General features: G+C 72.5%; 17 protein-coding genes and 1 pseudogene. 5 read left to right on the forward strand and 13 right to left on the reverse strand.

Annotation, left to right across the window (positions count from 1 at the left end):
• Positions 1–37 precede the first annotated feature (37 nt).
• Both JYK17_RS12855 and JYK17_RS12860 read left to right on the forward strand, forming a co-directional pair.
• Positions 38–823, forward strand: coding sequence for an IclR family transcriptional regulator (locus JYK17_RS12855; RefSeq protein ID WP_128802970.1), 786 nt, complete (start codon positions 38–40; stop codon positions 821–823).
• A 221-nt stretch (positions 824–1044) separates the two neighbouring features.
• Complete coding sequence (locus tag JYK17_RS12860) at positions 1045–2235, forward strand: MFS transporter (RefSeq protein ID WP_108007597.1); 1191 nt, start codon at positions 1045–1047, stop codon at positions 2233–2235.
• A gap of 28 nt (positions 2236–2263) precedes the next feature.
• Here the strand turns inward: JYK17_RS12860 and JYK17_RS40490 are convergent.
• The 11 genes and pseudogenes from JYK17_RS40490 to hrcA all read right to left on the reverse strand — a co-directional run.
• Positions 2264–2425, reverse strand: a pseudogene (locus tag JYK17_RS40490) (adenosine deaminase); the annotation flags it as partial.
• Between the two features lie 50 nt (positions 2426–2475).
• The gene (locus tag JYK17_RS12865; RefSeq protein ID WP_108007596.1) at positions 2476–3465 is read right to left on the reverse strand and encodes an adenosine deaminase; all 990 of its coding nucleotides are present in this window, start codon (positions 3463–3465) and stop codon (positions 2476–2478) included.
• A gap of 20 nt (positions 3466–3485) precedes the next feature.
• Positions 3486–4391 carry a ribonuclease Z gene (locus JYK17_RS12870; protein ID WP_108007595.1) on the reverse strand — a complete coding sequence of 302 codons (906 nt, stop codon included), beginning with the start codon at positions 4389–4391 and terminating at the stop codon, positions 3486–3488.
• A gap of 6 nt (positions 4392–4397) precedes the next feature.
• Positions 4398–4751: a histidine triad nucleotide-binding protein gene (locus JYK17_RS12875; protein WP_108007594.1), complete on the reverse strand. Its 354-nt coding sequence runs from the start codon at positions 4749–4751 to the stop codon at positions 4398–4400.
• 64 nt (positions 4752–4815) lie between these two features.
• A complete protein-coding gene (locus tag JYK17_RS12880; protein WP_222810403.1) occupies positions 4816–8031 on the reverse strand; it encodes a S41 family peptidase in 3216 nt (1071 codons plus the stop codon).
• Between the two features lie 43 nt (positions 8032–8074).
• On the reverse strand, positions 8075–8626 hold the full coding sequence (locus JYK17_RS12885; protein ID WP_108007592.1) for a hypothetical protein: 552 nt from the start codon (positions 8624–8626) through the stop codon (positions 8075–8077).
• Positions 8627–8691: 65 nt separating this feature from the next.
• A complete protein-coding gene (locus JYK17_RS12890) occupies positions 8692–9084 on the reverse strand; it encodes a VOC family protein (protein WP_108007591.1) in 393 nt (130 codons plus the stop codon).
• A 20-nt stretch (positions 9085–9104) separates the two neighbouring features.
• Positions 9105–9857 carry a 16S rRNA (uracil(1498)-N(3))-methyltransferase gene (locus JYK17_RS12895; protein WP_128802968.1) on the reverse strand — a complete coding sequence of 251 codons (753 nt, stop codon included), beginning with the start codon at positions 9855–9857 and terminating at the stop codon, positions 9105–9107.
• Positions 9854–10930 (reverse strand): nitronate monooxygenase, encoded by a 1077-nt coding sequence (locus JYK17_RS12900; protein ID WP_222810404.1) that lies wholly within the window; start codon positions 10928–10930, stop codon positions 9854–9856. Before JYK17_RS12900 ends, JYK17_RS12895 begins: the two co-directional genes overlap by 4 nt.
• Before the next feature lie 96 nt (positions 10931–11026).
• Positions 11027–12166 (reverse strand): molecular chaperone DnaJ, encoded by a 1140-nt coding sequence (gene dnaJ / locus JYK17_RS12905; RefSeq protein WP_108007588.1) that lies wholly within the window; start codon positions 12164–12166, stop codon positions 11027–11029.
• Positions 12167–13183, reverse strand: a complete 1017-nt coding sequence (gene hrcA, locus JYK17_RS12910; RefSeq protein WP_128802967.1) for a heat-inducible transcriptional repressor HrcA — start codon at positions 13181–13183, stop codon at positions 12167–12169.
• Positions 13184–13338: 155 nt separating this feature from the next.
• Between hrcA and JYK17_RS12915 the strand changes: the two genes are divergently transcribed.
• Together JYK17_RS12915 and JYK17_RS12920 are read left to right on the forward strand one after the other, a co-directional pair.
• Positions 13339–14067, forward strand: a complete 729-nt coding sequence (locus JYK17_RS12915) for an MBL fold metallo-hydrolase (protein WP_108007587.1) — start codon at positions 13339–13341, stop codon at positions 14065–14067.
• Between the two features lie 34 nt (positions 14068–14101).
• A complete protein-coding gene (locus JYK17_RS12920) occupies positions 14102–14917 on the forward strand; it encodes a DUF3097 domain-containing protein (RefSeq protein WP_222810405.1) in 816 nt (271 codons plus the stop codon).
• A gap of 44 nt (positions 14918–14961) precedes the next feature.
• Here the strand turns inward: JYK17_RS12920 and hemW are convergent, their stop codons facing one another.
• Both hemW and JYK17_RS12930 read right to left on the reverse strand, forming a co-directional pair.
• A complete protein-coding gene (gene hemW, locus JYK17_RS12925) occupies positions 14962–16194 on the reverse strand; it encodes a radical SAM family heme chaperone HemW (RefSeq protein WP_108007585.1) in 1233 nt (410 codons plus the stop codon).
• A 31-nt stretch (positions 16195–16225) separates the two neighbouring features.
• On the reverse strand, positions 16226–18145 hold the full coding sequence (locus tag JYK17_RS12930) for an ATP-binding SpoIIE family protein phosphatase (protein WP_108007584.1): 1920 nt from the start codon (positions 18143–18145) through the stop codon (positions 16226–16228).
• Between the two features lie 192 nt (positions 18146–18337).
• Between JYK17_RS12930 and JYK17_RS12935 the strand changes: the two genes are divergently transcribed.
• Positions 18338–20370: HAMP domain-containing protein (locus JYK17_RS12935; protein WP_443742965.1), on the forward strand; the 2033-nt coding region annotated here is incomplete at its 3' end.

Here is a 20370-nt window from a genome sequence, read left to right on the forward strand (position 1 = left end):
CGTCAATGGGGCGGGGCGTCCCGCTTACGATCGGGCCATGTCGGAGACAGAGGGCGGCGTCCGCGAGGTGAAGTCGGCCGCACGGACGGTCGAGCTGCTGGAACTGCTCGCGGCGCGCGGCGACCGGCCGGCGCGGCTGCAGGAGCTGGCGGACGAGCTGGGCGTGCCCCGCAGCTCGATGTACGCGCTGCTGCAGACGCTGATCGGCCGGGGCTGGGTGCGCACGGACGTCACCGGGTCGCTGTACGGCATCGGCATCCACGCCCTGCTCACCGGCACCAGCTACCTGGACTCCGACCCGCGCGTGCGCATCGCGCGGCCGTATCTCGACGAGGCCTCGGACGCGCTGGGCGAGACGATCCACCTGGGGCGGCTGGACGGCCGGGACGTGGCGTATCTGGCGACCCGGGAGTCGCACGAGTATCTGCGCACGATCAGCCGGGTGGGGCGGCGGCTGCCGGCCCATGTCGGGGCGCTGGGCAAGGCGTTGCTGGCCGAGCGGGCGGATGCGGAGCTGCCCGAGGGGCCGTACGAGGCGATGACCCCTCACACGCACACCAGCAGTGAGTCCCTCCGCGCGGACCTCGCCGAAATCCGCGCGCGCGGCTACTCGGTCGACCGCGAGGAGGGCGTCCTCGGCATCGTCGGCTTCGGCTTCGCCCTGCGCTACGACACCCCCGCACAGGACGCGATCAGCTGCTCGGTGCCGGTGGCCCGGATGACGCCGGAGCACGAGGAGCGCATCGTCGCGACCATGCGAGCGATCCGCCTGAAGATCGAGTCGACGGCGCCCGGCGCGGCGGGGTCGGCGCACTGGCGTTAGCGGGCATTTACCCGCGAGTCGGGCGCCCGTTCACGCGGAGGGGCCCTTGTGGTTACCCGGTCTCTCCAGCCCCAAACAGAACGTGTGCCACATCACACCCTCCGGGCTTTTTCGGGAAACCGCGTGCTTGATACAACTTGCTCGCGCGTTCCTGTCCGTCGACGGCCTGCGCCCCAACCCCTTTCCTGTGCCGGTCCATTTCGCATGCCCTGGGAACGCCCGTGTTCGCCCCTCGCACCACCCCCTGGCCCCTCGTCGCCCTTTTCGCGGCCGGGTACCTCGCCCCCTATCTGCTGCCCACCACCGTGGGCCGGCTCGATGCGGGGCTGCCCCTCACCGCCACGCAGGCGGGTGCCGTCGGCAGTGCGCTGCTGCTGAGTTCCGCGTCGGCCGGCTTTCTGCTGGCCTCGCGCGTCGAACGGATCGGGGCACGGGCCCTGGCCCGCGTCGGACTCACCCTCGCCGTGCTCGGCTACGGCACCGCGGCCCTGAGCCACGCCGTCCCGGCCGTCGTCCTCGGCGCGCTGGTCGGCGGCTTCGGCTCCGGTACGGCGACGACGGTGGCCGCCACCGGGATCGCCGCCCAGCCGGACCCGCACCGCACGACCACGGTCGGTCTGCTCGGCGTCTCCGCGCTCGCGGGCGCCGTCTATCTGACAGTGCCGCACCTCGGGGCGGGCCACGGCCAGCCGCTCGCGGCGATCGCCCTGACCGCGCTCGCCGTCTGGCCGCTCACCGGCCGCCTCCCGCAGCGTACGGCGACCCAGCGGTCCGCCCTTGACGGCCCCCGCCTGCCCCACTTCCGCTCCGGGCTGATCCTGGCCCTCTCCCTGCTGTGCTGGTCCCTCGCGCAGAACTCCCTGTGGGGCGTCAGCAGCCGGATCGGGCTGGCGCAGGCGCATCTGTCGGAGGCGACCGTCGGCGCGGTCTTCGCGGTGGCACTCGGCGCCGGACTGCTGGGCCTGACGGTCGCGGGTGCGGTCGGGCCGCGGTTCGGGCGGGCCGTCCCGGTGGGCGCCGGCACCGGCGTCATCGCCGGCTGCATCGTGCTCAGCGCGTCCGCGACCGACCTGCAGTCCTTCGCGACCGGCGAGATCGCCTGGAACCTGCTCTACCCGGTCGTTCTGTCGTACGTGATCGGCCTGGCCGCCTCGCTGGACACCCGCGGGCGCTGGGCGGTCCTGGTCGGCTCGGCGTCGTCACTCGGCACGGCGGCGGGCCCGCTGGCGGGCAGCGTGCTCGCGGCGCAGGCCGGGTTCGCGGCGATGGGCGCGGTACTGGCCGCCGGCCTGCTGCTCATCGCGGTCCCGATGACGGCGATCGCCCTGCGCGTGAGCAAAAGCCCCCTGCCGGTCGTCGAGATCCCGGTGGAAGCACCCGCGGCGAGCCCCTACGACACGACAGCGGCGTAGAAGCCGCCTCCTGGAACGCGTACGCGTCTCAGAACTCGTACGCCTCCACCTCCGCCAGACACCCGGCCCGCCGCTCCTCGTCGTCCTCCAGAAAGGACGCCGTCAAGGAGTCGCGGGCCGACTCGCACGGGCAGGTCCCGGGCAGACCCGGGGCCTTGCCCACGGCGTCGAAGGTGTCACCGGCGTAGCCGCACTCGCCCTGCGCGTCTACAACACGACAGCGGCGTAGAAGCCGCGCCGCTAGAACTCGTACGCCTCCACCTCCGCCAGATACCCGGCCCGCCGCTCCTCGTCGTCCTCCAGGAAAGAGGCGACGAAGGAGTTGCGGGCCAGTTCGCGCAGCCGTTCTGCGCTCAGGCCGAGTGTCGAGCGCACCGCGTCGAAGTTGTCGTCGGCGTACCCGCCGAAGTAGGCCGGGTCGTCGGAGTTGAGCGTGCAGAGGAGGCCGGCGTCGAGCATGGCGGGGAGGGGGTGGTCGGCGAGGGTGTCGACGGTGCGCAGGCGGACGTTGGAGAGGGGGCAGAGGGTGAGCGGGACGCGGTCGCGGACCAGGCGCTCGACGAGTGCCGGGTCCTCCATGCAGCGCAGGCCGTGGTCGACGCGCTCGATGCCGAGGACGTCCAGGGCCTCGGTGATGTACTCCGGCGGGCCCTCCTCACCGGCGTGCGCCACGCGTCGCAGGCCGAGCGCCGCGGCGGCCTCGTAGACCTCGCGGAACTTGGCCGGCGGATGCCCCACCTCGGCCGAGTCGAGGCCGACGGCGGTGATCCGGTCCAGATACGGCTTCGCGGCCTCCAGGGTGCTGAGCGCCGACTCGGCGGACTCGTCGCGCAGGAAGCAGAGGATCAGCCGCGTCGAGACGCCGTGGTGCGCCTCGCTGCTGCCCAGCGCCCGCCACAGCCCCTCGACCACCGTGCCCATCGCGACGCCCCGCGCGATGTGGGCCTGCGGGTCGAAGAAGATCTCCGCGTGCCGCACGCCCTGCGCGGCCGCGCGGGCGAGATAGGCGTTCGCGAGGTCCTCGAAGTCCCGCTCGGTGCGCAGGACGGCCATGAGCTCGTAGTACAGGTTCAGAAAGGACTGCAGGTCCGCGAAGTCGTACGCCTTGCGGAGTTCGTCAGTGTCCGCGTACGGCAGCTCGACGGCGTTGCGCGCGGCCAGCGCGAAGGCCAGCTCCGGCTCCAGGGTGCCTTCGATGTGGAGGTGCAGTTCAGCTTTGGGGAGGGGCATCGAAGTATCGTACGGGCGTTTTACCGGCGTTTCGGAACCGGTACCCGCAGCAGATCGTGCGCGACGGTCAGCTCCCCCTCGAAGCCCGCCGCCCGCGCCTGCCGCTCGAACTCGTCGGGCTCGGGGTAGCGCTGGCTGAAGTGCGTGAGCACCAGATGCCGTACGCCCGCCTCGCGCGCGACCGCCGCCGCCTGCCCGGCGGTCAGATGGCCGTGCTCGGTCGCGAGGGCGGTGTCCTCGTCGAGGAAGGTCGACTCGATGACGAGCATGTCGCAGCCCTCGGCGAGCGCGTGCACCCCGTCGCACAGCCGGGTGTCCATGACGAACGCGAACCGCTGGCCGCGCCGCACCTCGCTGACGTCCGCGAGGGAGACGCCGTCGAACGAGCCCTCCCGCTGCAGCCGCCCGACGTCCGGGCCCTTGATGCCGTGCGCGGCCAGCCGCTCGGGGAGCATGCGGCGGCCGTCGGGCTCGATGAGCCGGTAGCCGTAGGACTCGACCGGGTGGGAGAGCCTGCGGGCTTCGAGGGTGTACGAGCCGGTGACGGCCAGGATGCCGTCCGCGTCGACCGGGGTCTCGGTGAGCGCGACCGTCTCGCGGTAGGCCGTCGCATACCGCAGCCGGTCGAAGAAGTGCTGCCCCGAGCGCGGGTAGTGCGCGGTGATCTCGTGCGGCACCCGGTCGAGGTTGATGCGCTGGACGACACCCGCGAGGCCCAGCGAGTGGTCACCGTGGAAGTGCGTGACGCAGACCCGGTTCAGGTCGTGCGCGGCGACCCCGGCACGCAGCATCTGGCGCTGCGTGCCCTCGCCGGGGTCGAAGAGCAGTCCCTCGCCGTCCCAGCGCAGCAGATAGCCGTTGTGGTTGCGGTGCCGGGTGGGGACCTGGCTGGCGGTGCCGAGGACCACCAATTCACGTACGGACACGGCCTGTTACCCGGGGGGCCACTGCATGCCGCGGCCGCCGAGGACGTGCGCGTGGACGTGGAAGACGGTCTGGCCCGCACCGGGGCCCGTGTTGAAGACGACGCGGTAGCTCTCCAGCTTGTCCTCGTCGGCGACCGCCTTCGCCTCGCGCAGCACGTCCGCGGCGAGGTCCGGGTCGGCCGCGGCGAGCGCGGCGACGTTCTCGTAGTGCGCCCTGGGGATCACCAGGACGTGCGTGGGTGCCTGGGGGTTGATGTCGCGGAAGGCGACGGTGGTCTGCGTTTCCCGGACGATCGTCGCCGGGACATGTCCTTCGACGATCTTGCAGAACAGGCAGTCGTCCTGCGGCTCCCCTGGCATGTGCTCTCCTCAAGCCGGCCGATCGCGTACGGGGGCATCGTATCCAGCGCCTGCCGCGCGGACGTCAGTCCAGGCCCGGCGGCGTCTTGGCGGGGTTCTCCGCCAGCGCCGCGAGGGCGATACGGACCGCCTCGTCCAGCTGGACGTCCCGGCCCGCCGCGTGGTCCTGGGGGCGCTGGATCACCTCCACGTCCGGATCGACGCCGTGGTTCTCCACGCCCCACTCGTAACCCTCCAGCCAGAACGCGTACTTGGGCTGGGTGATGCCCGTGCCGTCGACCAGCCAGTAGCGGTGGTCGATGCCGATGACCCCGCCCCAGGTCCGGGTGCCGACGACCGGGCCGATGCCCAGGGCCTTGATGGCCGCGTTGACGATGTCGCCGTCGGAGCCGGAGAACTCGTTGGCGACGGCGACGACCGGGCCGCGCGGCGCGTCCTGCGGATAGCTGTAGGGGCGCATGCCGCGGGGCAGCGCCCAGCCGACGATGCGGCGGGCCAGCTTCTCCACCACCAGCTGGGAGGTGTGGCCGCCGCGGTTCTCCCGGACGTCGACGACCAGGCCCTCGCGGGCCACCTCGACGCGCAGGTCGCGGTGGATCTGGGCCCAGCCGGGGGCCTGCATGTCGGGGACGTGCAGGTAGCCGAGGCGGCCGCCGGAGCGCTCGTGGACGTGGGCGCGCCGGTCGGCGACCCACGCGTGGTAGCGCAGGGGTTCCTCGTCGGCGGTGGGGACGACGACGGCGTGCCGTGCTTCGCCGCCGCCGGCCGGGGAGACGGTCAGCTCGACGGGCTTGCCGGCCGTGCCGACGAGCAGCGGGCCGGGCCCGGTGACCGGGTCCACGGGGATGCCGCCGACCGCGACGATCGCGTCGCCTGCCCGTACCGCGACGCCGGGTGCGGCCAGCGGGGAGCGGGCGTCCGGGTCGGAGGTCTCGGTCGGCAGGATGCGGTCGATCCGCCAACTGCCGTCCTCGTGGCGGGAGATGTCCGCGCCGAGCAGTCCCTGCCGGGGTCCGCGGCGGTGGCCGGCGCGCGGGACGACATAGGCGTGGGAGGTGCCGAGTTCGCCCTGTACCTCCCACAGCAGGTCGACGAGGTCGTCGTGGGTGGCGACCCGGTCGAGGACGGGCCGGTAGCGGGTGAGGACGCCCGGCCAGTCGACACCGCTCATGTCGGCCCGCCAGAAGTGGTCCCGCATGATGCGGCCCGTCTCCTCGTACATCTGCCGCCACTCGGCCGAGGGGTCGACGGTCTGCCGGATGCGGGAGAGGTCGACGGTGATGTTGCTGTCGCTCTCGTCGTCGTTCGAGGCCCGCCGGTCGCTGGGTACGACCTTGAGCCGGCCGTCCGTCCACAGCAGCACCCGCTTGCCGTCGCCGCTGACCGCGAAGTGGTCGGCGTCGGCGGCGAGATGCTCCAGGCGCTGCTGGGCGAGGTCGTAGCGCTCCAGCTCGGTCCTGGGGTCGGGGTCGTCCGGGGTGGCCCGGGAGGAGCCGAGGACGCCCTGCACCGGGTGGCGCAGCCACAGCACGCCGTCCTTGGCCGCGCGCAGGTTGGAGTAGCGGGCGGCCTCCACGGGGAAGGGCACGATCCGGTCGGCCAGGCCCTCCAGGTCGATACGGGTGGCCGGGGTGCCCTCGCTGTCCGGGGTCTCGTCCTTGTCGGGCGCCTCGAAGGGACGGCCGTGCCGCTGCGGCCCGAACGGCGAGGGGGTCGTCGCGGCGAGCGTTATCAGGTGCGGGCGGTCGCCGACCACGAAGGCCAGGTCGAAGACGTGCTCGTCGTAGACCGGGTCGAAGGAGCGGTTGGACAGGAAGACCAGGTGCTTGCCGTCCAGGGTGAAGGCGGGGGCGTAGTCCTGGAAGCGCAGCGGGGTCGCCTCGGTGACCGACAGGTCGGTGGTGTTGGCGAGGCGGAGCTGGCGCAGCGGGCGCGGGCCCGGGTGGGACCAGGCGAGCCAGGCCGAGTCGGGCGAGAAGACCAGGCCGGACACGTCGCCGTCGGCGCTGCTGTCGACCTCGCGGACCTCACCGGTCTCGCGCTCGACGAGCAGCACCCGGCCGTCGTGCGCGGCGACGGCGGCACGGCTGCCGTCGGGCGCCATGGCCAGCCCGAGGACCCGGCCGAGCTGTCCGGCCGCGAGCCTGCGCGGGGTGGCGCCGGGGGCGAGGCCGGTGGCGGGCGCGAACTCCAGGGCGTCGTCGCCCTCCGCGTCCGTCACCCACACCACCCACTCCTCGCCCTCCGCGCGGAAGGTGCGCGGCAGCCGGGCCCGTACGCCGGGGGTGGCGGCGAGCGCGCGGGCCGGGCCCGAGCGGTGGGTGACCCAGTGCACGGCGCCCCGGACGGCGACGGCGCTGCCGCGGGCAGTGTGATCGGGCGCGGCGGAGCCGAACCAGCGGGAGGCGTCCAGCGGGAAGGACCGCCGGTCGGCGCGCTGCCCGCCGAGCCGGATGTCGAGCCGGCGCGGCCCGGCCCCGTCCAGGTCGTCGAGGAGCCACAGTTCACCGGCCGACGCGTAGACGATCCGGGTGCCGTCGCCGGCGGCGTGCCGGGCGTAGAACCCGTCGACCGGGGTGTGCCGGCGCAGGTCGGAACCGTCGGCGAGGGAGGAGTAGAGCGCGCCGGTGCCTTCGTGGTCGCTGAGGAAGGCGATGCGCTCCCCCGCCCACACCGGGAACTCGATGTTCCCGTCCAGGTCCTCGTGCAGCCGTACGAACTCGCCCTCGCCGTCGCGGTCGATCCACAGCTTCCCGGCCGTGCCGCCCCGGTAGCGCTTCCACCAGGCGGCCTCGCGCCCCATCGGCGCGGACAGCAGCACGGTCGCGGGACCGTACGCGACTTCGCCGACGGGCCCGTACGGCAGCTGTGTCGACGGGCCCGCGTCGAGCGGGACGGCGTGCGCCCAGGTGCGGCGCAGGCTGGCCTGGCCGTGGGTGGTGATCGCCAGGACCTGCCCGTCGGGTGTCCAGCCGCGCACCTGGGTGCGCAGGCTGCCCCAGTGCGTCAGCCGCCGGGCGGGACCGCCCTCGACCGGGGCGACGTGCACCTCGGGGGCGCCGTCCCGGCTGGAGGTCCAGGCGACGGCCGTGCCGTCGGGCGAGATGCGGGGCGTGGAGACCGGCACGTCGTCGGCGCTCACCCGCCAGGCCCTGCCGCCGTCGAGGGGTGCGAGCCAGATGTCGTCCTCGGCGGCGAAGGTCACCAACTCGCCGTGCACATGCGGGTAACGGAGATACGCGGGGAAGGCTGCTGATGCCGTCGAGGCAGGTTCGGTCACCCGGTCACCTTAGGCAAGGGCGCTGCCGGCAGCCAGCCACCGATCACTTGCCCTCCACGGGCCAGCACTTGGGGTCGCCCTTGCACCAGATGGTCCTGGTGACCGTCACGGTGACGGTGGCGCCAGGGCGCTGTCCATTGGACGGGTTGTTGAGGATGGGGGACGGCGTCGCGTTGCAGTTGCCGAGCCCGGTCACATGGAACCAGGTCTTGCCGCCGACCTTGGCGGTCAGGTCGCCGCGCACGCAGGAGCCGTCGACGGCCTTGGTGACCTTGCCGCTGACGGTGATGTCCTTGCCGTCCTTGGTCTGCCCCTGGCAGTCGACGTTGGCGATGGTGGTCTCGCTCGCCGAGGGCGCCTGGCTGGAACCTTTGTTGTCGCCGTAGTTGGCGGTGCAGCTGAGCCACTGCACGTTCACGTGCTGCCGCTTCAGCTCCGCGGTCGCGGTCTGGTCGGTCGTGTACGCCACCGACGCGGAACTCAGCCCGGCCGGATCACAGGCCACGGCTCCGCCGACGGCCACCGCCGCGAACAGGCCCGCGACCGCGACCCGCCGTCCCCGCGGCCGCCGCCCAATGCGCCTCAACGCCCCCATGGACGGCAGCCTGCCACCGAGTGCCGTCCGGCGGTAGAGCGCATACGGTCACGAACGCGCCGGGCTCAGCCGCGCAGCAGCAGCCACTCCTGAAGCTCCACCACATTGCCCTCGGGGTCCTTGAGATGGGCCACCCGCATACGGTCGGTCATGGCGGCCGGGCCGTGCACGAGTTCGGCGCCACGGCCGGCGATCTGCTCGCAGTAGGCGTCGAGGTCGTCGACGCGCAGCACCACCAGGGAACGGTGGCCGGTCGCGGTGTCGCCCAGCTCGTTCAGCACCTCGGCCATCATCGAGCGGTCCTGCAGGGCGATGCCCGCCGAGCCGGTGGCCGGGCTGAACTTCTCGTACGGCCCCTCGGTCGCGCCCGACTGCGGCTTGAGCCCGAGCACTTCGGCGTAGAAGCGGTAGCAGGCGGGGAAGTCGCTGACGAGCAGTCGGACCTGGGCGAGTTCCACGTGTGTTTCCCCTTGGGCGTTCAGGACCAGCGGCCGGTGCGGCCGAGGAGCAGGGCGGTCGCCGCGGTCCCCGCGGTCGATGTACGCAGCACGCTACGCCCGAGCCGGTACGCCTTCGCGCCCGCCTGGGCGAAGATCTGCAACTCCTGTTCCGAGACGCCCCCTTCGGGGCCCACGACCAGCACGATCTCACCCGTGGCGGGGAGTTCGGCGCTCGCCAGCGGCTCGCTCGGGTAGTCGCGGTCCTCGTGCAGGACGGCGGCGAGGTCGGCTTTGGCCAGAAGTGCGGCAACCTGTTTGGTCGTTGCCGCGTCCGCGACCTCGGGGAAGCGCAGCCGGCGGGACTGCTTGCCGGCCTCGCGGGCCGTGGCACGCCACTTGGCGAGTGCCTTCAGGCCCCGGTCGCCCTTCCACTGGGTGATGCAGCGGGCGGCCGGCCAGGGGACGATGGCGTCCACGCCGGTCTCGGTCATCGTCTCCACGGCCAGCTCTCCGCGGTCGCCCTTGGGGAGGGCCTGGACGACGGTGATACGGGGGGCCGGTTCGGGCTCCGACACAAGCTCGGAGACCTCGACGAACAGCCGGTCCTTGCCCTCCGTGCGCACGACCGCGCCGGAGGCGCCGCGGCCCCGGCCGTCGCTCAGCACCACGTCCTCACCGGGCTGCAGCCGCCGCACGGAGACCGCGTGCCGCCCCTCGGGCCCGTCCAGTTCGACGGTCGTCCCCGCGGCCGCGTCCGCGAGGGAGTCGACGACGAACACCGGGGCGGTCATCGCAGGTCGCCCTCGGCCGACAACGCTGTCCTGGCCGCGTCGAGTTCGGCGACCAGGACCTCCACCAGCTGTCCGGCCGGGAGCTCGCGCGCCATGCGGTGGCCCTGCCCCGCCCACAGCGCCATGCCCTGCGCGTCGCCGGACGCGGCGGCCTTCTTGCGCAGCGGCGCGGTGAGGTGGTGGACCTCGGGGTAGGCGGCGGGGGCGTAGGGGCCGTGCTCGCGCAGGAAGCGGTTGACCAGGCCGCGGGCCGGGCGTCCGGTGAACGCGCGGGTCAACTCCGTACGGACGAACAGGGGGTTGGTCAGGGCCTGCTTGTGGACGGCGCTGGCGCCGGACTCCGGCGTGACGAGGAAGGCGGTGCCGAGCTGGGCCGCGCTCGCGCCCGCCGCCAGCACCGCGGCGATCTGTCCGCCGCGCATGATGCCGCCGGCGGCGATGATCGGAATGCTCACGGTCTCGCGGACCTGGGCGACCAGGGAGAGCAGGCCGATGCCCGCGCCGCCCCGCTCCGGGACGTCGCGGTGCGTGCCCTGGTGGCCGCCGGCCTCCACGCCCTGGGCGATCACCGCGTCGGCGCCGGACCGCTCCACGGCGAGGGCCTCCTCCGCGGTCGTCGCGGCGACCAGGGTGAAGGTCCCCACGCGGTGCAGGGAGTCGATCACATCGCGGCTCGGCACGCCGAAGTGGAAAGAGACCACTGGCACCGGGTTGTCGAGCAGCACCGCGAGCTTGACGTCGAAGCCGTCGTCGCGGCCGCTGTCCGGGTCGCCGAGCTCGGTCTCGTACCAGGCGGCCTCGCCGGCGAGTTGGTGGGCGTAGATCTCCACGGCGCCGGGGTCGGCGGAGTCGGGCTGCGGCACGAAGAGGTTCACGCCGAACGGGCGGTTGGTCAGTCCCCTGAGCTGCTTGATCTCCTGGTACATGCCGTCGGCCGTCTTGTACCCGGCGGCCAGGAACCCCAGCCCGCCGGCCTCGGACACGGCCTGTGCGAGATGCGGCACGGAAACGCCGCCCGCCATCGGGGCCTGCACGATCGGATGCGGGAAAAGATCGGTCAGCGCGGAGGACATGACCGCATGTTGTCACGTCCTCCGAACAAGTCCGAATCGGGTCGCGCCGTGGCATACGCCACAGGAAAGACCCCCGTCGACCGATACGGAACCCGGCTACGTCCGCCCGTTGAACGCGTCCTTCAGCCGCGAGAACAGCCCCTGCTGTCCGGGCTGGAACTGCCCCTGCGGGCGCTCCTCGCCGCGGAGCTTCGACAGTTCGCGCAGGAGGCGTTCCTGCTCGGGGTCGAGCTTGGTCGGGGTCTGGACCTCGACGTGGACGATGAGGTCGCCCCGGCCGCCGCCGCGCAGATGCGTGACGCCCCGGCTGTGCAGCGGGATCGACTGGCCGGACTGGGTGCCGGGCCGGATGTCGACCTCCTCCATGCCGTCCAGCGTCTCCAGCGGGACCTTGGTGCCGAGCGACGCCGCGGTCATCGGGATGGTGACCGTGCAGTGCAGGTCGTCGCCGCGCCGCTGGAAGGTGGAGTGCGGCAGCTCGTGGATCTCGACGTAGAGGTCGCCGGCGGGGCCGCCGCCGGGGCCGACCTCGCCCTCGCCCGCGAGCTGGATCCGGGTGCCGTTGTCCACACCGGCCGGGATCTTGACCGTGAGGGTGCGGCGGGAGCGGACCCGGCCGTCGCCCGCGCACTCCGGGCAGGGGCTGGGCACCACGGTGCCGAAGCCCTGGCACTGCGGGCACGGCCGCGAGGTCATGACCTGGCCCAGGAAGGACCGGGTGACCTGCGAGACCTCACCGCGGCCGCGGCACATGTCGCAGGTCTGGGCGGTGGTGCCGGGCGCCGCGCCCTCGCCGTTGCAGGTGGAGCAGACGATCGCCGTGTCGACCTGAATGTCCTTGGTCGTGCCGAAGGCGGCCTCGTCGAGCTCGATCTCCAGCCGGATCATGGCGTCCTGGCCGCGGCGGGTGCGCGAGCGCGGACCGCGCTGCGACGCCGTGCCGAAGAACGCGTCCATGATGTCCGAGAAGTTCCCGAAGCCGCCGGCCCCGAAGCCGCCCGCGCCACCGCCGCCCGACTGCGAGAGCGGGTCGCCGCCGAGGTCGTAGACCTGCTTCTTCTGCGGGTCGGAGAGCACCTCGTAGGCGGCGTTGATCTCCTTGAACCGCTCCTGGGTCTTCGGATCCGGGTTGACGTCCGGATGCAGCTCGCGTGCGAGCCGCCGGAAGGCCTTCTTGATCTCTTCCTGCGACGCGTCGCGGCGCACGCCGAGTACGGCGTAATAGTCGGTGGCCACTTACGACTCCGCCAGGATCTGTCCGACGTACCGTGCCACTGCGCGTACCGCTCCCATCGTTCCCGGGTAGTCCATGCGGGTCGGTCCGACCACGCCGAGCTTGGCGACTGCCTCGCCGCCCGAACCGTAGCCCACCGACACCACAGAAGTGGAGTTGAGTCCCTCATAGGCGTTCTCGTGCCCGATGCGCACCGTCATGCCCGAATCCCCCGCCTCACCAAGCAACTTGAGGAGTACGACCTGCTCCTCCAGGGCCTCGAGCACCGGGCGGATGGTGAGGGGGAAGTCATGTCCGAAGCGGGTCAGATTGGCGGTGCCGCCGATCATCAGCCGCTCCTCGTTCTCCTCGACGAGGGTTTCGAGGAGGGTGGACAGGACCGTCGATACGGTGCCCCGGTCGTCGACGTCGAAGGCCTCGGGCAGGTCCTCGACCAGCCGGGGCACGTCCGCGAACCGGCGGCCCGCGACCCGGCTGTTGAGCCGCGCCCGCAGGTCGGCGAGCGAGGCCTCGCCGAACGGCGCCGGGCAGTCCACCATGCGCTGCTCGACCCGCCCGGTGTCGGTGATCAGTACGAGCATCACGCGCGCCGGGGCGAGCGAGAGCAGCTCCACGTGCCGCACCGTCGAGCGGGTCAGCGAGGGGTACTGCACGACCGCGACCTGCCGGGTGAGCTGCGCGAGCAGCCGCACGGTGCGGGCCACGACGTCGTCGAGGTCGACGGCGCCGTCGAGGAAGTTCTGGATGGCGCGCCGCTCGGGCGCGGACATCGGCTTGACGCCGGCGAGCTTGTCGACGAAGAGCCGGTAGCCCTTGTCGGTCGGGATGCGCCCGGCGCTGGTGTGCGGCTGGGCGATGAAGCCCTCGTCCTCCAGGGCCGCCATGTCGTTGCGCACGGTGGCCGGGGAGACGCCGAGGCTGTGCCGCTCGGTCAGGGCCTTGGAGCCCACCGGCTCCTCGGTGCCGACATAGTCCTGGACGATGGCGCGCAGCACTTGGAGCCGTCGTTCACTCAGCATCTCGCGCACACACCTCCAGAAGTCGTCCCCCAGGCACCTGGCCTGGCACTCTGTCCAGCCGAGTGCCAGAGTTCCCCGGCCCAGTGTACGGCGGTGGGGTACGCCCCGGGCAAGGCAGTCCCTGCCGGAGCGGCTCGTACCGCTAGCGTCGCGGTATGACGGTGACTTGGGAAGACCTCGGGTGGGAGCGGGTGTCGGCCTCGGTGGGTCGCCGGCGGCTTCCCGGGTGGGACTGCACGGCCGGGCTGGTCGTGGGCGAGGACACCGCGCTGGTGATCGACGCGGGGTCGAGCCTCGCGGAGGGCGCGCGGTTGCGCACCGAGGCGCAGGAGCTGGCCGGTCACCGTGTGACTCATCTCGCGCTCACGCATCCCCACTTCGACCATGTCTTCGGGGCGGCGGCGTTCGCGGGCGCGGAGGTCTACGGCGCGGTGGGCCTGGACGCGGTGTTCGGCGCCCGGCACGCGCGCGAGGAGCTGCGGGCGGACGCGGTGGGCAATGGATTGGCGGCGTGTGCGGCGCAGGAGGCGGTGGACGCCCTGGTCGCGCCCCGGCATCTGGTCTCCGGCGAGTGGACGCTCGACCTGGGCGGCGGGCGGCAGGTCCTGCTGGCGAACGTGGGGCCGGGGCACACCGGCCACGACCTGGTGGTGCTGGTGCCGGGCTCGCCCGAGGTGGTCTTCTGCGGCGACCTGGTCGAGGAGTCCGGCGAGCCGCAGGCGGGCCCCGACGCCGTACCGTCGCACTGGCCCGCCGCCCTGGACCGGCTGCTGGGCCTGGGCGGGGACGACGCGTTGTACGTGCCCGGTCACGGAGCGGTGGTGGATGCCCGTTTCGTACGGGCTCAGCGGGACGAGCTGGCTGCCCGTTTCGGCGTGTCGTGACCGCCGCCGGGCCGCTTCTCCTATCGTCGTGCGAATGCGCCAGTACTCCGCCGATCTGACCCCGCCGTGGAAGAAGTCCCAGCCCGCCCCGGAGGTCGCGGCCGAGCCCGGTCTGGTGGTGGAGGAGCCCGGCACCGGTTTCTGCGGGGCGGTGATCCGCTGCGAGGCGGGCACGGTGACCCTGGAGGACCGCTTCGGCAAGCACCGGGTGTTCCCGCTGGAGCCGCGGGGGTTCCTGTTGGAGGGCCGGGTGGTGACGCTCGTACGACCGTCGTCGTCCGCTCCTGTACGTCCCTCCCGTACGGCTTCCGGCTCGGTGGCCGTCCCGGGCGCGCGGGCGCGCGTGGCTCGCGCCGGGCGCATCTACGTGGAGGGCAGGCACGACGCCGAACTGGTCGAGAAGGTGTGGGGCGACGACCTGCGTGTCGAGGGCGTGGTCGTGGAGTACCTGGGCGGTGTGGACGACCTGCCGTCGATCGTGGCGGAGTTCGCGCCGGGGCCGGACGCGCGGCTGGGGGTGCTGGTGGATCACCTGGTGCCGGGTTCGAAGGAGTGGCGGATCGCGGAGTCGGTGACGAGCGAGCACGCACTCGTGGTCGGGCACCCGTACATCGACATCTGGGAGGCGGTGAAGCCGTCGTACCTCGGCATCGCCGCCTGGCCGCGCGTCCCGCACGGGCAGGACTGGAAGACGGGGGTGTGCCGGGCGCTGGGGTGGCCTTCGGAGAACACGGGGGCGGTGTGGCAGGCGATCCTGAAGCGGGTGGGGTCCTACAAGGATCTTGAGCCGGAGCTGCTGGGACGGGTGGAGGAACTGATCGACTTCGTCACAGGTACCGGTGAGGCCTGATGATCTCCTGGGTGAGGGCGTGGATCGAGCACCCGCCGGAGTGATCAGTCCACCAGATCCCGCACCACCGCGTCCGCCAGCAACCGCCCCCGCAGCGTCAGCACTGCCCGCCCGTCCTCGTACGGACCGCTCTCCAGGAGCCCCTCCCCCAGCGCTCGCCGCGACGCCGCCAGCCCCGGCTCCCGCAGCAGCATCAGCGGTACGCCCTCGCGCAGGCGTAGCTCCAGCAGGATGCGCTCCACTCGGCGGTCCTCGTCGGAGAGCAGTTCGCGGCCTGCGCCGGGCGAGCGGCCCTGCGCGAGTGCCGCCGCGTAGGCGCCCGGGTGCTTGACGTTCCACCAGCGCACGCCGCCGATGTGGGAGTGGGCGCCGGGGCCCGCGCCCCACCAGTCGGCGCCGCGCCAGTACAGCTCGTTGTGCAGGCAGCGGGCGGCCTCGGAGGTGGCCCAGTTGGAGACCTCGTACCAGTCGAAGCCGGCCGCAGACATGATCCCGTCCGCGATCAGGTAGCGGTCCGCGTGCTCGTCGTCGTCCGTCATCGGGATCTCGCCCCGGCGGATGCGGCGGGCGAGTTGGGTGCCCTCCTCGACGATCAGGGCGTAGGCCGACACATGGTCGGGCCCGGCGCCGATCGCCGCGTCCAGCGAGGCCCGCCAGTCGTCGTCCGACTCCCCCGGGGTGCCGTAGATCAGGTCCAGGTTGACGTGCTCGAAGCCCGCCGCGCGAGCCTCCGCCACGCACGCCTCCGGGCGGCCCGGGGTGTGCGTGCGGTCCAGGATCTTCAGTACGTGCTGCTTGGCGCTCTGCATGCCGAAGGAGACGCGGTTGAAGCCGCCCTCGCGCAGGGCCGCCAGATACGCGGGGTCGACCGACTCCGGGTTCGCCTCCGTCGTGACCTCCGCGTCCGGTGCGAGGCCGAACTCGTCGCGGATGGCGCCCAGCATCCGTACGAGATCGTCCGCGGCCAGCAGCGTGGGGGTGCCGCCGCCCACGAAGACCGTGCGGACCGGGCGCGGGTCGTCGCCCAGGACCTTGCGGGCCAGGCGGATCTCGTCGGTCAGGGTGTCGGCGTAGTTGTCGCGGGAGGCGAGGACGCCGCCCGTGCCGCGCAGCTCGGTGGCGGTGTAGGTGTTGAAGTCGCAGTAGCCGCAGCGGGTCGCGCAGTACGGGACGTGCAGATAGAAGCCGAGGGGGCGGTCGGCGGCGGCGGTGAGCGCGGACGCGGGCAGGGCGCCGTCGGCGGGGACCGGCTCGCCGTCGGGGAGTGCGGAAGGCATGCCCTCCATTGTCCAGCACGCGGGCGGAGCCCTATTCCGCCTGCAGCACCAGCAGCGCCAGGTCGTCCTCCGGGGGTCTTCCGCCGAACTCGTGCACCAGCCTGCGGATGCGCTCCGCGATCAGCTCGGCGCTCAGGCCCGCACACCCGGCGAGGACCTCCGCGAGCCCGTCGGCGTCGTCGAACATGCGGGAGCCGGAGCGGCGCTCGGTCACCCCGTCCGTGACGCACAGCAGGGTGTCGCCGGAGCCCAGCTCGAAGGTCTCGCTGGTGTACGTCTCGTCCTCGATCACCCCGAGCAGGGTCTGCGGGCGCGCTGCCGTGCGGACGGCGCCGTCGGGGCCGAGCAGCAGCGGGAGCGGATGGCCCGCGGAGGCGAGGGTGCAGCGGACGCCGCCGTCGAAGGGGGCCAGCTCGCCGTAGAGGAGGGAGAGGAAGCGGGTCTGCGGGCCGTCGCCGGGGGTGGGCGGCCGTACCAGGGCCCGGGCGGCTGCGTCCGCGGCCTCGGTGGCGTCGTCGAGGAGGAGGCGGTTGAGGCGGTCCAGTACGTCGGCGACGCGGTAGCCCTCACGTGCGAGGAGGCGCAGCCAGGGGCGCGCGAGGCCGATCACCACGGCGGCCTCGGGGCCCTTGCCCTGGACGTCGCCGACGGCGAAGCACCAGCGGCCGTCGCCGGCCGGGAAGAGGTCGTAGAAGTCGCCGCTGGGGCCGCCCTTGTCGCACGGCTCGTAGACGAGGGCGCTGCGCACGCCGGGGATCTCGGCGACGGCGGCGGGCAGCAGGCCGCGCTGCAGGACCTGGCTGATGGTGGCCTGGCGGGCGTACTGGCGGGCCGCGCCGATGGCGAGCGCCACCCGGCGGCTGAGGTCCTCGATCAGCCCGGTGACCTCGTCGGGGAAGCGCAGCAGTCCGGCCCGCCCGATGACGAGAGTGCCGAGCGGGCGGCCGCCCGCGATCAGCCGGTAGGCGAGCGCGGTGCCGTGCTCGTCGCGCACGCCGAGCGCCTCGCCCGGCCAGGGGTGCGGCACGGGCCCGGAGCGTAACGGGTCGGAGGGGTGCGGCGGGTCCTTGTCCAGCGCCCGGCGCAACTCCTCGATGCGGTTCTCGCTGCCGTGCCAGACGCGGGCGAGCCGGGGCCCGGCGCCCGCGGTGCCGTCGGCCCAGCCGCGGCCCATGGCCTCGTCCTCCAGCCACACCGCGCACCAGTCGGCGAGCCGCGGCACGATCAGTTGTCCGGCGAGCGCGGCGACCAGGTTCTCGTCGAGCTGTCCGGCGAGCAGGTCGGAGGCCTCGGCGAGGAAGGACAGCGCACCGCGCTGCAGCCAGTCCCGGTCGCGCTCGGCGCGCTGCGGGTCGGGGGCGAGGATCTCCGCGGCACGCAGCCCGCGCTCCAGGGCGAGCCGGCCGCCGTACGAGTCCTGGTCGCTCCCTGTCCTGTGCCGTTCGGCGGACAGCCGCGCCCAGACCGTCTTGGTGCCTCTGCCGAAGGTGACGCCCCAGGACTCGGCGAGCGTGGCGACCAGGCGCAGTCCGCGGCCGTGCTCCGGTGTCTCGCAGGACCCTTCGGCGCGGGAGTCGTGGGGCGCGCGGGAGGGGTGGTGGTCGGAGACCTCCACGACCAGTTCGCCGGCCGGCTCCTCCAGTCGGCACTCCACGTCGACGTCGGTGCCCGCGTGCACGACGGCGTTGGTGACGAGTTCGCTGACGACGAGTACGGCGTCGTCGGCGACGCGGTCGGTGAGGTGCTCGGTGCCGGGGAGGCGGGCGTCGATCCAGTCGGCGACCGTGGCCCGTACCAGAGCGCGGGCGGAGCCGGGTGCGAGGGAGCTGCCGGAGAGCGTGGTGCGGGTCTGCGCACGGGAGTTGGCGCTCCCGTGCGCGGTCGTCTGCGGGTGCGCAGGCGCCCCGCAGGCACAGGAAGCGGTATCCCGTTGCGTCGGAATGGCCCCCATGGACAGCTCCCCGAGCGGTTCGTACGAATACGCCTCAGTCGATGCCGACAGAGTGACAGACTGGCCACGCCCATAAGCGTCGAGTTACCGAAGTGGGCAGCCATGAGTGAGAACAGTGCTACACGCGCGCTCGAAGACGGACAAAATGTGGAAGAAATCCGAGCATCGGAGCTGCGCACGCTGCTCGCCGCGATGAAGGCGGCTCGGGACGGCGACTTCACGAAGGTGCCCGAGACAGGGCACGGGATCGTGGCCGAGCTGACGGCGGCCTTCAATCAGATCGTGGACCGCAGTGTGCACTTCAACGGGGAAGTGCGGCGTGTGAAGCGGGAGTTGGTGCGGCACGGGCGGCTCGACGAGCGGGTCTCGGCCAGCCCGGGGCAGGGCGCCTGGACGTCCCGGGTCAATGATGTGAACCAGATCCTGGACGCCCTGGTGGCCCCGGCGGCCAATGCGACCCGGGTGCTGGACGCGGTGGCGGGCGGCGATCTGACCCAGCGGGTCGATCTGCACGACGGCAGCCGCCAGTTGAGGGGCGATCTGCGGCGGCTGGGCAGGGCCGTGAACAAGATGGTCGACCAGCTGTCGCTGTTCACCGGCGAGGTGACCCGGGTCGCGCGGGAGGTGGGCACGGAGGGGCGGCTCGGCGGACGCGCCAAGGTGACCGGTCTTTCCGGCAGTTGGCGGGCCGTCACCGAGGCCGTCAACACGATGGCGTCCCGGCTGACCGCCCAGGTGCGGGACATCGCCCTGGTGACGACGGCGGTGGCGCGCGGCGACCTGACCCGTACGGTCACCGTCGAGGCGACCGGTGAGCTGCTCGAACTGAAGCTGACCGTGAACACGATGGTGGACCAGCTCTCCGCCTTCGCCGACGAGGTCACCCGCGTCGCCCGCGAGGTCGGCACCGAGGGGCAGCTGGGCGGGCGGGCCCAGGTGCGGGGTGTGTCGGGCGTCTGGAAGGACCTCACCGACAACGTCAACTTCATGGCGTCGAACCTGACGTCGCAGGTCCGCAACATCGCCCAGGTGACCACCGCCGTCGCCAACGGCGACCTGAGCCAGAAGATCACCGTCGACGCCCAGGGCGAGATCCTGGAGCTGAAGTCGACGATCAACACGATGGTGGACCAGCTCTCCGCCTTCGCCGACGAGGTCACCCGCGTCGCCCGCGAGGTCGGCACCGAGGGAAACCTCGGCGGCCGGGCCCAGGTGCGGGGCGTCTCCGGCGTCTGGAAGGACCTCACCGACAACGTCAACTTCATGGCGGACAACCTGACGTCGCAGGTCCGCAACATCGCGCTGGTGTCGACCGCCGTGGCCCAGGGCGACCTCGGCAAGAAGATCACGGTGGAGGCGAAGGGCGAGATCCTGGAGCTGAAGTCCACCATCAACACCATGGTCGACCAGCTCTCCGCCTTCGCCGACGAGGTCACCCGCGTCGCCCGCGAGGTCGGCACCGAGGGAAACCTCGGCGGCCGGGCCCAGGTGCGGGGCGTCTCCGGCGTCTGGAAGGACCTCACCGACAACGTCAACTTCATGGCGGACAACCTGACGTCGCAGGTCCGCAACATCGCGCAGGTGTCGACCGCCGTCGCCAACGGCGACCTGAGCCAGAAGATCACCGTCGACGCGCAGGGCGAGATCCTGGAGCTGAAGTCGACGATCAACACGATGGTGGACCAGCTCTCCGCCTTCGCCGACGAGGTCACCCGCGTCGCCCGCGAGGTCGGCACCGAGGGAAACCTCGGCGGCCAGGCGCAGGTGCGCGGCGTCTCCGGCGTCTGGAAGGACCTCACCGACAACGTCAACTTCATGGCGCTGAACCTGACGTCGCAGGTCCGCAACATCGCCCAGGTGACGACCGCCGTCGCCAACGGCGACCTGTCGAAGAAGATCACGGTCGACGCCCGCGGCGAGATCCTCGAACTGAAGGACACCGTCAACACGATGGTGCAGCAGCTGCGCGCGTTCGCCGACGAGGTGACCCGCGTCGCCCGCGAGGTCGGCACCGACGGCCGGCTGGGCGGAAGGGCGCAGGTGCTGGGCGTCTCCGGGGTGTGGCGGGACCTGACCGACAACGTCAACTACATGGCGGACAACCTGACGTCGCAGGTCCGCAACATCGCCCAGGTGACCACGGCCGTCGCCAACGGCGACCTGTCCAAGAAGATCGACGTGGACGCGCGCGGCGAGATCCTGGAGCTGAAGACCGCCATCAACAC

This window comes from Streptomyces plumbidurans (assembly GCF_019857225.1).
In the GTDB taxonomy this organism is placed as follows: Bacteria; Actinomycetota; Actinomycetes; order Streptomycetales; family Streptomycetaceae; genus Streptomyces; species Streptomyces plumbidurans.

Excerpts from the sequence above, each read along its gene's own strand:
- JYK17_RS12855 (WP_128802970.1), top strand. The coding sequence starts at position 38 with ATGTCGGAGACAGAGGGCGGCGTCCGCGAGGTGAAGTCGGCCGCACGG.
- JYK17_RS12865 (WP_108007596.1), bottom strand. The coding sequence starts at position 3,465 with ATGCCCCTCCCCAAAGCTGAACTGCACCTCCACATCGAAGGCACCCTG.
- JYK17_RS12875 (WP_108007594.1), bottom strand. The coding sequence starts at position 4,751 with ATGCCAGGGGAGCCGCAGGACGACTGCCTGTTCTGCAAGATCGTCGAA.
- JYK17_RS12885 (WP_108007592.1), bottom strand. The coding sequence starts at position 8,626 with ATGGGGGCGTTGAGGCGCATTGGGCGGCGGCCGCGGGGACGGCGGGTC.
- JYK17_RS12895 (WP_128802968.1), bottom strand. The coding sequence starts at position 9,857 with ATGACCGCCCCGGTGTTCGTCGTCGACTCCCTCGCGGACGCGGCCGCG.
- JYK17_RS12900 (WP_222810404.1), bottom strand. The coding sequence starts at position 10,930 with ATGTCCTCCGCGCTGACCGATCTTTTCCCGCATCCGATCGTGCAGGCC.
- hrcA (WP_128802967.1), bottom strand. The coding sequence starts at position 13,183 with ATGCTGAGTGAACGACGGCTCCAAGTGCTGCGCGCCATCGTCCAGGAC.
- JYK17_RS12915 (WP_108007587.1), top strand. The coding sequence starts at position 13,339 with ATGACGGTGACTTGGGAAGACCTCGGGTGGGAGCGGGTGTCGGCCTCG.
- JYK17_RS12920 (WP_222810405.1), top strand. The coding sequence starts at position 14,102 with ATGCGCCAGTACTCCGCCGATCTGACCCCGCCGTGGAAGAAGTCCCAG.
- hemW (WP_108007585.1), bottom strand. The coding sequence starts at position 16,194 with ATGCCTTCCGCACTCCCCGACGGCGAGCCGGTCCCCGCCGACGGCGCC.
- JYK17_RS12930 (WP_108007584.1), bottom strand. The coding sequence starts at position 18,145 with ATGGGGGCCATTCCGACGCAACGGGATACCGCTTCCTGTGCCTGCGGG.